The following is a 12,196-nucleotide window of genomic DNA, read 5'->3' on the forward strand; positions in this document are numbered from 1 at the left end:
ACCCAGGCCCTCGCGGCCTAGACTTTCAATTGGCCAGTCCAGCAATCCGGGACCAGTCCATGATCGGCGGGGCCCTTCTGTGTCAGCTGACGAACGGGTCAGATGCCGAACCTCGTCGATCGGACGGATCAGCTCACGCGCTGGCGGGTTCGACGGTGGGGTGCCGCGATCAGCACAGTGCCGGTGACGGTCAGGCCCAGAGCCAGCAGGGCGCCGGGCCACAGCGACGACCAGTCACCGCCCGTGTCGGGGAGTTCGCCCGAGGCACCGCCGTGATGGGGCGCTGGGGTGGGTGTCGGCGGCGGAGTCGGAGTCGCGGTCGGAGTCGCCGTGGGGGAGTCCGTCGGAGGAATCCCCGAGCGATCAGGGATGCGCACCCCGATTTCTTCGGATTGCGAGGATGCCGGGTCGTCGTCGCTCAGCGCGAATGCCGTCCCGGCGGGCGCGAGCAGCGCGGCCGCCAGCGCGAGGGCGCCGATTCCGCGCAGTGGGGCCGCGGCGCCTCGACGGAGTCGTCTCCTCAGCGGAGCGGCTGACAGGGAGTTCACGGCTGAAGCACCTCCGTGCGCGACTTCTCCGCGCTTGCGTTCTCGGGGCGCCGAGTGCGCGCGAAGTACCAGAGCCCCACCACGATCACGACGAGTGCGAGGTAGAAGGCGATCGGGAAGCGGGCGATCTGGTCGAACACGGGCTGCAATGCCGAGTTCTGATCCGTGCTGATGCCGACGATCCACGCGGCGGCGGCGATGATCGCGATCCCCGCAATGACGGTGCGGAATCCGCCGAAGACGCGTGCGTGGGACAGGAGGATGAGCAGCGGAAGAACGAGCACCGCGGCGATGAGCTGCGCCAGCTCCACGCCCACGTTGAATCCGAGGATCGCCAGGATCTTCTCGCCGAAACCGAGGTTGAGGTCGAGGATCGTCGTGGCGAACGCGGTGCCGTGCACCAGCCCGAACAGCCCGGCGATGAGCAGCTCTCCCCGCGGAACGATCGGGCGGATGGCGTGGATCGCGGCGACGATGATCGACACGGCCACCAGGATCTCGACGGGCTTCGTGGGAAAGGAGATGAGGCCCAGTGACACGAGTGCGAGCGTCACGAGATGACCGACCGTGAAGCAGCTGATGATGAGGGCCGCGCGACCGATGGTCTTCTTCAGCGGTATCGGCTGGTTCCAGCGGTATCCCCGTTTCGCACGAGAAGCGAGTGAGGGCGCGACGACGAGGAGCGTCGACAGGAAGAGCAGGTGGTCGGTGCCCTCCGCGATGTGGAGCATGCCGAGCCAGATGACGGAGAAGAAGCCGTTCGCCGGCGCGGGGGAGCTGCGGTCGAGCGTCACCTCGGTGACCCCGCCCCCGAGTACGGCGACAACCTCGGGGTCGCCCTCGGCGATCTGCCCGTTGTTCCAGTCGCTCACCAGGGCCACGTAGACCTGATGTGCCGGAACCACGTCGAGGATGAAGGAGTAGTCGAGAGTGATCGCACCCTCGATGCTGCGCCCAGGGTCCGCGAACCGTACCGTGGTGGCGATCGCATTCTCCCCGTTGACGGGCACGAGTTCGGGGCTCGCGACCACGGTCGGAGTGAGGGTGGAGACGCCGTCCGCCACGCTGACGCGATGGAGGATGAACGTCATGAGGTTGTCCGCCACCGCGTCGAGCGCGGCCTGGTCTGTGACCTCGTACCCCGTCGCCGCCGTGAACCCGGCCTCCTGAATCTGCATCGTGATTTCGACCGCATCCGACTGGATCGTGACGAGAAGACCCGTGGTGCCGGCCGGATGCGCGGACGCGCTCCAGGCGGGAAGGAACACGAGCGCCATCGCGACCGCGACCAGCGGCGCGATCATCCAGCGTCGCATGCGTCTCACGGGAGTCAAGGTCACAGAGGCACGGTAGTTGCTTCGAATTGCCGGTCGGTTCTTTCCGGCGAACGGAAGGAGAACGGTGGGCGACGCGTTGTGCGGCGCGGTGCGAAGTGGGTTAGGAGTGGACCTACGCGCCGACGTCGCAGCGGATCTTCCGTCGTCTGTAGGAACCTGCTCGATGAAGCGGTGACTAGCCTCGGGGCATGAACGGAAAGCTGCGCATCGCCGTCGTCGGGGGCTCCATCGGAGGGCTCTTCGCCGCGGTGCTCCTCTCGCAGGCGGGTCATCACGTCACCGTGCACGAGCGATCCGCGCATGGTCTGGCGAAGCGGGGCGCCGGTCTCGTCGCGCAGCAGGAGCTGTTCGACATCCTGCGCATCGCCGGGCGCCGGGACGCGGCCGATGTCGGTGTCGTCGCTCGCGAACGGATCACTCTCGACCGATCGGGCCGCGTCGTCTACCGAGACCCTTCGCCCCAGACTCAGCTCTCGTGGGACTACATCTACGAGGCCTTCCGCGGTCTCCTGCCGTCGGATTCCTACCTCCTCTCGAGCGCGGTGCACAGCGTGTCGTCCAGCGATGAGCAGGCCAGTGTTCGCTTCGAGGACGGTCGTGAGGAGACGTTCGATCTCGTGATCGGTGCAGACGGGCTGAACTCCGTCACCCGAGGGTTCGTCGATCCCGGCCACTCCGAGAACTCCTACGCCGGATACGTGACCTGGCGCGGTCTCATTCCGGAGTCGTCGCTGCCTGCCTCCTCAGCGGAGACGCTGCTCGACCGCTTCGCCTTCTTCAATGGGCCCGAGGCGCACATGCTGGGGTACCTGGTGCCGGGTCCGAGCGGAGAGACGGCGGCGGGCGAGCGCCGTTACAACTGGGTCTGGTATCGCGCGCTGACATCCGCGCAGCTGCGCACTCTCATGGTCGATTCCGCCCGCCCTTCCTCCAGCACCTCCCTGGCACCCGGACAGCTGCCTGAGCGTCTCCGTGACGAACTGGTGAGGTCGGCGCTCGACGAGCTTCCCCACCAGTTCGCCGATGCGGTCGTCGCCGAACCTCGTCCGTTCCTGCAGGCCATCTACGACTACGTGCCGTTACGGATGGCACGGGGCCGGGTGCTTCTGCTCGGCGACGCCGCGGTGATGGTGCGGCCGCATACGGCCATGGGAGCCGCGAAGGCCGCGGGGGATGCGATGACGATCGCTGCGCTCCTCGCCGAACTCGATGTGTCGGATGCGCTGGACCGGTACAACGACGAGCGACTCGCGGTCGGTCGCGCTGTGTCCGACTATGGACGGCGACTGGCGGCCTCGCTGCCGTTCGCACGCTGACGGCCCTTCCTTCATTCAGGCCGTGGTTCCCCGCGCGTCACCTGCCGTTCATGTGGCGGCGGCAGTGTTGCGGGGTGCTGAAACCCCTGTCGCGTCCCCTCTCCCTCACCGTTGGATCCGCCGTGCTGCTCGCGGGCCTCTTCGCCGTTCCTGCCGCGGCGACCGCCGACGTCGGCTCGCAGGAGACGAGCGTCGCCGCCGCAGCCGCCAGCGACCTCCGCATCAACGAGATCGAGACAGACAGCTCGCCCGACTGGGTCGAGGTCATCAACACGAGCGCGCAGCCGCTCGACGCGTCCGGCGTTGTTCTGACCGGCCGTGCGAACGCCGTGACCATCACGCTGCCCAGCGGAACCACCATCCAGCCCGGAGCGGTCTACGTTGCCGAGAGCTCGACCTTCAAGCTCAAGAAGGGCGACAAGGTCAGCCTGCTCGCGTCTGACGGCACGACGCTGCTGGACTCCTACGAGTGGGGCGACTTCCACCTCGACACCTACGGACGCGTTCCGAACGGCACCGGCGACTTCGTGCAGCAGGCCGCGCCGTCGAAGGGCGAGCTCAACCCCGTCGCGACCGACCCGGGCGAGGGCGGCGACGACACGGGGTGGGAGTCCATCAGGCTCAACGAGGTGACGTCGGCCAACGACGACCCCACCCACGACGCCTACGAGCTCGTGAACACGGGTGACGCCGACGTCGATGTCTCGTCCTTCCTGCAGTCCGACAGCACCAGCCTTCCGGCCGCGATCGAGGCGCCCAACGGCACCGTCGTTCCCGCGCACGGCTACCTCGTGCTGCTCTCGAACCAGGGATTGAGCTCGGGCGGCGACTCGGTGAAGGTCTACCGGGCTGACGGTTCGACCATCGTCGACACGGTCGGATGGGGCAATGCCGACGCGCAGCCCGGATCGTGGTCGCGCTGTGCCGACGCGACGGGCGCCTGGGCGCACACCGCCGCATCCAGCTTCGGAGCCTCGAACGCCACCGCGTGCGCCGGCGACATCATCCCGCCGAGCACCCCGGGTGGCGGCGAGGTCTCCTGCCAGACCGAGGCGCCCTCGGGCAGCGGCCCCGCGATCGCCGGGGGCATCGCCTGGCCCGGCAGCCAGAACCCTGTCGTCTCCGACAACGAGTGCCAGTTCGTCACCCCCGTCTCGGGCCAGGATGTCTCAGGCCTCGACATCGACCCGAGCGCGCCCGACGTGATGTGGGCCGTCAAGAACAAGAGCCACGTCTACCGTCTGATCAAGAGCGGAGCGCTCTGGGTGCCCGACACCACGAACGGGTGGTCGACAGGCAAGGACCTCGTCTTCCCGAACGGCGGCGGCCAGCCCGACTCCGAAGGCATCACGGTCGGCCCCGACGGCCTGCTCTATGTCACGACCGAGCGCGACAACGCGGCGAGCGGTGTGCCGCTCGAGAGCGTTCTGCGCTTCGACCCGACCGAGTCGGGAGCGGTTCTGCACCCGACCCAGCAGTGGGTGCTTACCGCCGACCTGGCCGACGTCATCGACCCGGTCAAGGCCGACTCCAACCTCGGCTTCGAGGGCATCACCTGGGTGCCCGACTCCTACCTCACCGCGAACGGCTTCGTCGACCAGAGCACGACGAAGGCGTACGACCCGCAGGACTACGCGGGCCACGGCACGGGCCTGTTCTTCGGCGCGCTCGAGAAGAACGGCCACCTCTACGCCTACGCCCTCAAGAACGACGGCACCTTCCAGCGCGTCGCCTCGATCGACACGGGTCTGCCGATGATCCAGGAGACGCAGTGGGATGCAGACTCGCAGCGCATCTGGGCGGTGGCCGACAACTCGTCCGCCGGATCCACGACGCTGCTCAAGATCGACGCGAACGGTGCGTTCGTCGTCGACCGCATCTACAACCGCCCGACGGGCCTGCCCGACTACAACAACGAGGGCTTCGCCATCGCGCCGAGCTCGACCTGTGTCGACGGCGTCAAGGAGGTCATCCGGGCCGATGACGGCAACAACGGCGGACACTCCCTGTGGTCGGGCACGATCTCGTGCGACCTCGCACTCGGCCCGCAGGGTCCGAACCCGCCCGCCGAGTCGACCCCGACCGTCACTGCGACGCCGTCGACGGTTCGGGCCGGCGGCACGACGACGATCGTCGCGTCGGGTCTCGAACCGGATGCGGAGTACACGATCGTGCTGCGCTCCGAGCCGGTGACACTCGGCCGCGTGGTCGCCGACGCCGATGGCGCGCTGACGCTGCGCGACGCGCGCATCCCGGCCGACACGACCGCCGGAGCCCACACGATCACGCTCGCCGCGACATCCGACCCGTCTGTCGTGGTGGCCAGCACCCCGATCACGGTGACGGCCGCGACGACGGCGCCGTCGGGAACCACGCCGGCGAACGGCGTCGCCAAGCCGAGCAGTCTCGCATCGACCGGCGTCCAGCCGCTGCCCGTGATCGCTGCGGGCGCCCTGTTCCTGATGCTCGGCGCTGGGCTCGTCATCGGTCGACGCCGGGCGCGCAGCACAGAGGTCTGACTCCCGATTCGCGGGGCCCGGGCTGCACCTAACCCAGGGCCTCGCGAATCTCGTCGCCGCTCGACACGACGACGACATTCGATTCGGGGGACATCTCGGGAGCGGCGTCTCTGGTTGCGTGATCGAGAACCATGATCGGGTTGCCATCGGAGGGCGCGAACATGAGGTTTCCAACGCGCATCAGTTCGTAGACCAGGTTCCAGATCTGATCACCTGCCGGACGGTTCAGAGTCAGGAGCTCGAAGTCGCGCTCGAGACCGTAGATGTCGACCCCGCTGCCGTCGTCACCCCACTCGATGTGCACGTCGCCTGCCGTCATGTGGGGCGCGAGGAAGTCACGAACGGCCTGCTGGCCCTGGGGTGGACCAGGCTCGATCGACACGAGGAAATAGTCGGCACTCATGGCGAAAAGCCTAGGCTGTAGCCATGAATGAGGCAGCCCTCCACGCACCGCTCGTCGAGCAGGGCAGGCGACTCTTCGAGGTCCTCGCCCCGGAGGCGACCCTCGACACGGTCGTTCTCGATAACGAGGCCGGCATCTGCATGATGCACACGGTGAGGGGCGGCGGCAAGATCTACGTGGCCCCCGACCTGTCGGTGCTCTTCGTGGCCTCGGCGCTCGACTTCCAGCAGGGCCTTGAGGCGTTCCTGGCAGGAAGACGCACTCCCCTCGAGAAGTTCGAGCGCCGCTCGTGACGATCGCGTTGATCGTCGACGCGGTCGAGCTGGAGGCTTTCGCGAGAGACATCGTTCACCAGCTCGTCGCCGCGGGCGAAGATGTCGTGCTCGTTCCCACCGATGACCTGCAGCAGCTCGCTCCAGGGTGGGATGCCGACGGTTTCGCCGAGATGGTCAGGAATCCGGCGGCGCCCGCGCACCTCGACGGCACGGAGTTGTCGCTGACGATCGGCCGCGTCGTCGTACTGGCCTCAGCAAACTGGCTCGCTTCTACCGGGGGCTCCGACGAGTCCGCGGAGGACGCCGTCCGCGTCGTGCGCTCCGCCCTCGAGCGAGGCGTACCCATTCTGGTCGTGCCGGGATGGGAGTCCGGAGACGATGAGGCTTTCGCTCTCGCACGATCAACCGCGGCGACCATGCCGTCGGTCGAGTGGCTCGATCCGGGCATAGGTGCGTATGGCCGCGAGCCCGCCGTGACTCCGTCTGGCGACATGTTCGATGCCGCCTGGGTCGAGAAGTGGTACTGGGCCTGACTACATCACCGCGCCGATGTAGGAGTACTTCACGAAGACCTCGGCAGCGATGCCGGCCTCGTCGAGCACTCCCTGCACGGCGGTCAGCATGTAGCGCGAGTCCCAGCCCATGTAGAGGAAGTGCTCGTCGTCGAGCGTGTCCCAGTGGCCGTTCCACGACTGCACGTCGTAGATCGGTCCACCGCGTCGGGCACTGAACGCCACGACGTCGGCGCGCGAGTCGGCCCACAGCCGCTTGAAGATGCGGTTGAAGAGGTACTTGACGTCGTAGACCTCCCAGTGCTCGCCGCGGTACTCGACGTACTCGAACTCGCGCTGCCAGCCCTGCGGCCAGCCGCGTCGCTTCTGGGCGTCGAGGATGGGCGTGAGCCCGTCGTCGTCGATCATCACGACGGCCGGTCGCTTCCAGACCTCGAGGAACCTCTCCGTGAGGCGCACGGTGCGCTCCGCGATCGCGCGGGTTCCCCAGCTCGGCACATCGGCCAGCTCGCGGGTCAGCGCGATCGAGCTCTTCGCGTAGGAGCGGTCGCGCTTGTCGAGGAACGACTTGTCGGCGGCACGCTCGGCGAGGTGCTCCTCGAGCAGGGCCAGGTTGCCGACGGTCTGCGACAGAGCGCGGTGGCTGTTCTGCTCGTCGTCGGTGTAGTCGGCCCACTCGCGCTCGCCGTCGCCGCTCCACGAGTCGCCGGGGGAGACCGGGAAGATGTGCTCGACCTCGAGGTCGATGGATGCGGGCACGTCGCTGAGGCGCGCGAGAACGTAGGCCGAGTGCGGCAGCTCGGCGTACTTCAGGGCCACGCGCACACGCTCGTCGCTGGGGGTGATGCGGGAGATCGCGCGCACCAGCGCATCCGGCCCCTCGGCGCGCGCCCGGCTCAGCCGGGCGACGAGCCGGTCGTTGCTCACGCCCACGAGGGTGCGGCGCAGCAACAGCGACTGGATGTTCTCGAGCAGCTCGATGAGGCTCGTCACGTCGAGCGCGCCCCGCGAATAGTCGAGGTAGGCCCGCATCACGAGCGGGTACATGCCGCGCCCGAAGGTGTTGAGATAGCCGAGCTGGCGCGAGACCTCGGGGTCTGCCTCGAGGCTCGGATCGAGGAGGACCCGATATGCGGCCGAGAACGAACGCCATTCGGCGGCGTGCGCGCGCAGGGTGTCGATGTCGAGTCGGGGGAACTGCTGCTGGAACGCGTCGTACACGCCTCGCTGGCCGACGACAGTGACCTCGCGGCCGGTGGTCATGACCAGGTAGTGCCTCCAGAACGAGGCGATCTGCTCGCCCGTGTTCTGCTCGATGGGCAGCCAGAAGGACTCTTCGATCTCGCTCTGCTCGACGTGGGTGAGGCCCATGAGCACGTAGTTGTGGATGAGCTCGTGGTCGCGCAGGGGCTCGCCCGTGGAGTTCAGGCTCTCGAAGATCTGCTGCGCGTTCGCGTCGGCGCCCAGGGTGATGGCCACGTGCTCGAGCTTCTGCAGCCCGCGCCAGATGCGGGGCACCTCGTCGAGGCGCACCTGGCTGCGGAAGAAGGCGTAGTTGTCGTCGAACCTCGAGTCGCGCAGCTCGTCGCCGGGGCCGAGGTGGTCGAGCACGACGCTTTCGAAGACCTGGGCCCAGGCCCGGTGGGGGCGCAGCTTCGTGCGGGCCGGATCGGCCGCGCGCACGAGCACTCTCTGCAGTTCGCCGGCGAGCGACGGGTCGCTGTGGGCGACCGTGTGGTGCAGCGCGGCGATCAGCAGCATGAGGGTGGTGATGCGCTGCTGGCCGTCGATGAGCACGAGCTCGGAGTCGTCGGCGTCGTCTGTGCTGCGGCTCGAGAGGATCGAGCCGATGAAGTGGGTGTGCCGATCCTCCGATTGCGAGACCGCTCGGATGTCTGCGAGCAGCTTCTCGCACGCGCCGATGTCCCAGCGGTACTGTCGCTGGTAGACGGGAACCACGATGGTCGTGTCGTCTGCCGAGAGCCACGCGACCGTGTTGACCGCGGTCGCATCGATGTTCGTGGCAGTGACCATGTCTTCGTTTTCGCCTCTCGGTAATGCTGGGGTGCGCAACCGCCGAGTTTAGTCGATGAAGGATGCGCGCCGACGGAGACTCCAGACAGGTTCGGGAGGAGGATGGGACTAAAGTCCGTATCGAAATCGTCCAATGTAGGCTTGCCTAAGTTGGGCCTGTTAAAACGTGCTGGCCCCCAACGAAAGGACATGATTTTCAATCATGGGTTACATCAAATCTGCCGCTCTGGAAGAGACCGGCTATGTCGTACTCGATCGCTACAACAAGGAGATCGACCCCAAGGAGTGGCTCGACATCGAGTATGTCGACTGGAAGTCCTCGGGTGACACCCGGTTCGCGCCCCTCGCGAGCGCCTTCGGCGACATCGAGTGCAACGGCTTCTGGAACCACAAGCCGCCGCGCACCGACAAGGATGGCGTGTTCATCCCCTCGCAGGTCGAGAAGGCCCCGACCCTGACCGCCCGCGCCCAGGAGCCCGGCGCCAACATCGGCCGCTGCCGCGTGATCGAGCTGCAGCCCAACAGCTACGCCGACTGCCTCTACAACCTCCACCAGGACGACAACAACCGCCTGAACCCCGACGGAACCGGTTGGGTCGTTCGCGGCTTCTTCAACCTCACCGACGACACCGACAGCTTCTTCGTTCTGCGCGAGAACCGCACCGACCCGAGCGTCGAGTACCGCATCGCGCTTCCGGCCGGAGCCCAGCTCATCATCGACACCCAGCGCCTGTGGCACGCCGCTACCCACCTGGGCACCGACCCCCGCTACTGCCTGATCACGTCGTGGGAGTCGGGCCCCGAGCTCGACGCCTACATCGAGAAGTACAACGGCCAGAAGCTCGTTCCGAACTTCGAGGTCGACCAGGAGGTTCTCGACGCCGGTCAGGCCGAGCAGACCCGCCGTCTCGCCGCCCGCGCCGCAGCCCTTGCCGCTCGCGGCCAGGCCGAGAAGCTCGTGATGAGCGAGGCCTAGGCCTCACCGCTTCACAGCTCACTGAGGGGCTCCTTTCCGAATCGGAAGGGAGCCCCTTTTTCGGCGTTGTGGGCAGAGAACGACGCGCCCATAATGTTCCTAATAGGAAGATGCACGGACAAAGGAGACCATGATGCCCTCGATACTCACCCCCTACCTCGGCTTTCGCGACAACACGAAGGAGGCCATGGAGTTCTACCAGTCGGTCTTCGGCGGTGAGCTCACGATGAGCCGCTACGCGGACTTCGGCATGAACGAAGACCCGTCCGAGGCCGACAAGATCATGCACGCCCAGCTCGTCGCGCCGGGCCGACTCATCTTCATGGCGGCGGACACCCCGAACAGCATGCCGTTCACCCCGGGCGACGCCTTCTCGGTGTCGCTCAGCGGCCAGGATGTCGATGAGCTCACGGGGTTCTGGAACGGGCTCAGCGAGGGCGCGAATGTGTTCATGCCGCTCGAGAAGGCGCCGTGGGGTGACAGCTTCGGGCAGCTCATCGACCGGTTCGGTGTTCGCTGGATGGTCAACATCGGAGGCTCGCCGACCGAGCCGACGCCCCAGTCCTGACGCGTTCCACTATCGAGCGCGGGCGTACCGGGTCAGCAGCAGTCCGTCCGACTCGAGCACGTGCACGAGTCGCATCCGGCGCACCGCCTCGCTCTCGCCATGCGAGATCCGGATGCCCGCCCCGCCTTCCAGGAGCGGGCTGACGGTCAGGCACAGCTCGTCGACGAGGTCGGCGGCGATGAGCGTTCCGAACAGGCTCGGTCCGCCCTCGCACAGGATCTGGGGGAGTCCCCGGCCGACGAGCGCGTCGATGATGCGCTGCGGCTCGACATGGTCGTCGCCGCACGAGACGACCTCGGCGACCTCGGCAAGTGCGTCGCGCGCGCCGGCCGGCGCCGCGGCCGAGGTGAGCACGAGAGGTCGCACGGGGGCCTTCGTGAAGATGTCGCTCGCCGGATCGAGGTCGAGCCGGCGCGACACCAGGGCGAAAGCCGGCTGCGCTGCCAGGCCGTGCTCCACTCTCCACTGCTCGTCGGCATCCGGCAGTCGCATCGCCCCGTAGCCCTCGGAGCGCACGGTGCCCGCGCCGACGAGAACCACGTCGGCCAGGCGGCGGAGGGTGTCGAACACGAGCTTGTCTGCGGGGCCGCCGAGCCCGCCGGAGAGTCCCTTCACCGTGGCGGAGCCGTCGAGGCTCGTCACGAAGTTCACGCGCAGTGTCGGGGTGCTGCGATCGGCGACAGAGTACGCCGAGACGAGGCCGGCCTCGTCGAGCGCCGCAGCCGCGGGGGAGAGTGCTGAGATGCGGGTTTCGGTCACGTCGGCCTCGTTCTCGTGGTCAGTCGTTCTCGTCGGTCATGTTGTGGCGCAGCTGCCGCGGTTCACGCAGGCCCAGGATGGCCTCCGTCATGCGCATCGCCTGCACCGATCTCGGCACGTCGTGCATCCTGACGATGCGGGCGCCGAAGAGGGCGCAGGCCGTAGCCGCGGCCAGGGATGCGTCGCCGCGCTCCTCGCGCGGCGCCTCGATCGACTCGCCCACGAAGTCCTTGTTCGACACGGCCGCGATGGCGGGCAGTCCGATGCGTGCGATCTCGTCGAAGCGCCGCGTGATCTCGAGGGAGTGCAGGGTGTTCTTGTTGAGATCGTGCCCCGGGTCGATGATGATCTGCGACTCGGCCACGCCCAGACCCATCGCCACCTCGATGCGTTCCCGCAGAAAGTCCACGACGCTCTGCACCACGTCGTCGTAGCGCGGAGCCGCGTAGGCGGTGCGCGGCCGGGCGAGGCTGTGGGTGATCACGAGCGTGGCGCCGGTCGACGCCGCGAGTTCGGCCAGCTGCGGGTTCTGCAACCCCGTGGTGTCGTTCACCACCGAGGCTCCTGCGGCGATGCACGCCTCGGCGACCTCGGGTCGGAACGTGTCGACCGAGATCACGACATCGGAGCGTGCGGCCACGGCCTGCACGACGGGAAGCACCCGGTCGAGCTCTTCTGCGGCCGAGACCTCGGGGCCCGGGGCGAACTTGACGCCGCCGATGTCGATCCAGTCGGCTCCGGCCGAGGCCGCGGCGAGAGCGGCATCGACGGCCCGGTCGAGCGCGAAGGTTCGACCGCGGTCGAAGAAGCTGTCGGGTGTTCTGTTGACGATGGCCATCACCGCGATGCGCGAGGAGAAGTCGATGGTGCGAGCGCCGAAGGTGCGCACCGGGCTCGTGAGCGGTGGCAGCGGGAACCCGGAGGCCACCGGGGGGATCGTCATGGTTCC

General features: G+C 67.6%; 12 protein-coding genes. 6 read left to right on the top strand and 6 right to left on the bottom strand.

What is annotated here, in order from left to right; genetic code table 11:
• Window positions 1-128: 128 nt before the first annotated feature.
• Together QCD70_RS16230 and QCD70_RS16235 are read right to left on the bottom strand one after the other, a co-directional pair.
• Entirely contained in the window at window positions 129-548 is a 420-nt protein-coding gene (locus QCD70_RS16230) for a hypothetical protein (protein WP_301218200.1), read from the bottom strand.
• Window positions 545-1,888: a HupE/UreJ family protein gene (locus tag QCD70_RS16235; protein ID WP_301218202.1), complete on the bottom strand. Its 1,344-nt coding sequence runs from the start codon at window positions 1,886-1,888 to the stop codon at window positions 545-547. The genes QCD70_RS16230 and QCD70_RS16235 overlap by 4 nt, the downstream gene beginning before the upstream one ends.
• Before the next feature lie 185 nt (window positions 1,889-2,073).
• Here QCD70_RS16235 and QCD70_RS16240 point away from each other — a divergent pair, with 185 nt between their 5' ends.
• Complete coding sequence (locus tag QCD70_RS16240) at window positions 2,074-3,201, top strand: FAD binding domain-containing protein (protein WP_301218205.1); 1,128 nt, start codon at window positions 2,074-2,076, stop codon at window positions 3,199-3,201.
• A 74-nt stretch (window positions 3,202-3,275) separates the two neighbouring features.
• Window positions 3,276-5,720: a lamin tail domain-containing protein gene (locus QCD70_RS16245; RefSeq protein ID WP_301218208.1), complete on the top strand. Its 2,445-nt coding sequence runs from the start codon at window positions 3,276-3,278 to the stop codon at window positions 5,718-5,720.
• A gap of 28 nt (window positions 5,721-5,748) precedes the next feature.
• Here the strand turns inward: QCD70_RS16245 and QCD70_RS16250 are convergent, their stop codons facing one another.
• Complete coding sequence (locus QCD70_RS16250; protein WP_301218211.1) at window positions 5,749-6,123, bottom strand: hypothetical protein; 375 nt, start codon at window positions 6,121-6,123, stop codon at window positions 5,749-5,751.
• 23 nt (window positions 6,124-6,146) lie between these two features.
• On the opposite strand from QCD70_RS16250, the gene QCD70_RS16255 reads away from it, so the two are divergent.
• Together QCD70_RS16255 and QCD70_RS16260 are read left to right on the top strand one after the other, a co-directional pair.
• Complete coding sequence (locus QCD70_RS16255; protein WP_301218214.1) at window positions 6,147-6,416, top strand: hypothetical protein; 270 nt, start codon at window positions 6,147-6,149, stop codon at window positions 6,414-6,416.
• On the top strand, window positions 6,413-6,931 hold the full coding sequence (locus QCD70_RS16260) for a hypothetical protein (RefSeq protein ID WP_301218216.1): 519 nt from the start codon (window positions 6,413-6,415) through the stop codon (window positions 6,929-6,931). The genes QCD70_RS16255 and QCD70_RS16260 overlap by 4 nt, the downstream gene beginning before the upstream one ends.
• On the opposite strand, the gene QCD70_RS16265 is transcribed toward QCD70_RS16260, so the two are convergent.
• Window positions 6,932-8,944 (bottom strand): DUF262 domain-containing protein, encoded by a 2,013-nt coding sequence (locus tag QCD70_RS16265; RefSeq protein WP_301218218.1) that lies wholly within the window; start codon window positions 8,942-8,944, stop codon window positions 6,932-6,934.
• A gap of 202 nt (window positions 8,945-9,146) precedes the next feature.
• On the opposite strand from QCD70_RS16265, the gene QCD70_RS16270 reads away from it, so the two are divergent.
• Window positions 9,147-9,920 carry a hypothetical protein gene (locus QCD70_RS16270; protein ID WP_055931154.1) on the top strand — a complete coding sequence of 258 codons (774 nt, stop codon included), beginning with the start codon at window positions 9,147-9,149 and terminating at the stop codon, window positions 9,918-9,920.
• A gap of 133 nt (window positions 9,921-10,053) precedes the next feature.
• A complete protein-coding gene (locus QCD70_RS16275) occupies window positions 10,054-10,488 on the top strand; it encodes a VOC family protein (protein ID WP_301218223.1) in 435 nt (144 codons plus the stop codon).
• Between the two features lie 9 nt (window positions 10,489-10,497).
• On the opposite strand, the gene QCD70_RS16280 is transcribed toward QCD70_RS16275, so the two are convergent.
• Entirely contained in the window at window positions 10,498-11,247 is a 750-nt protein-coding gene (locus QCD70_RS16280; RefSeq protein WP_301218226.1) for a pyrimidine reductase family protein, read from the bottom strand.
• Window positions 11,248-11,266: 19 nt separating this feature from the next.
• A complete protein-coding gene (gene folP / locus QCD70_RS16285) occupies window positions 11,267-12,190 on the bottom strand; it encodes a dihydropteroate synthase (RefSeq protein WP_301218228.1) in 924 nt (307 codons plus the stop codon).
• Between the last annotated feature and the right edge of the window lie 6 nt (window positions 12,191-12,196).

It is taken from the genome of Agreia sp. PsM10, from assembly GCF_030433855.1.
Lineage (GTDB): Bacteria > Actinomycetota > Actinomycetes > Actinomycetales > Microbacteriaceae > Agreia.

Coding starts and splice junctions, on each gene's coding strand:
- QCD70_RS16255 (WP_301218214.1), top strand. CDS start 6,147: ATGAATGAGGCAGCCCTCCACGCACCGCTCGTCGAGCAGGGCAGGCGA.
- QCD70_RS16265 (WP_301218218.1), bottom strand. CDS start 8,944: ATGGTCACTGCCACGAACATCGATGCGACCGCGGTCAACACGGTCGCG.
- folP (WP_301218228.1), bottom strand. CDS start 12,190: ATGACGATCCCCCCGGTGGCCTCCGGGTTCCCGCTGCCACCGCTCACG.
- QCD70_RS16250 (WP_301218211.1), bottom strand. CDS start 6,123: ATGAGTGCCGACTATTTCCTCGTGTCGATCGAGCCTGGTCCACCCCAG.
- QCD70_RS16240 (WP_301218205.1), top strand. CDS start 2,074: ATGAACGGAAAGCTGCGCATCGCCGTCGTCGGGGGCTCCATCGGAGGG.
- QCD70_RS16270 (WP_055931154.1), top strand. CDS start 9,147: ATGGGTTACATCAAATCTGCCGCTCTGGAAGAGACCGGCTATGTCGTA.
- QCD70_RS16275 (WP_301218223.1), top strand. CDS start 10,054: ATGCCCTCGATACTCACCCCCTACCTCGGCTTTCGCGACAACACGAAG.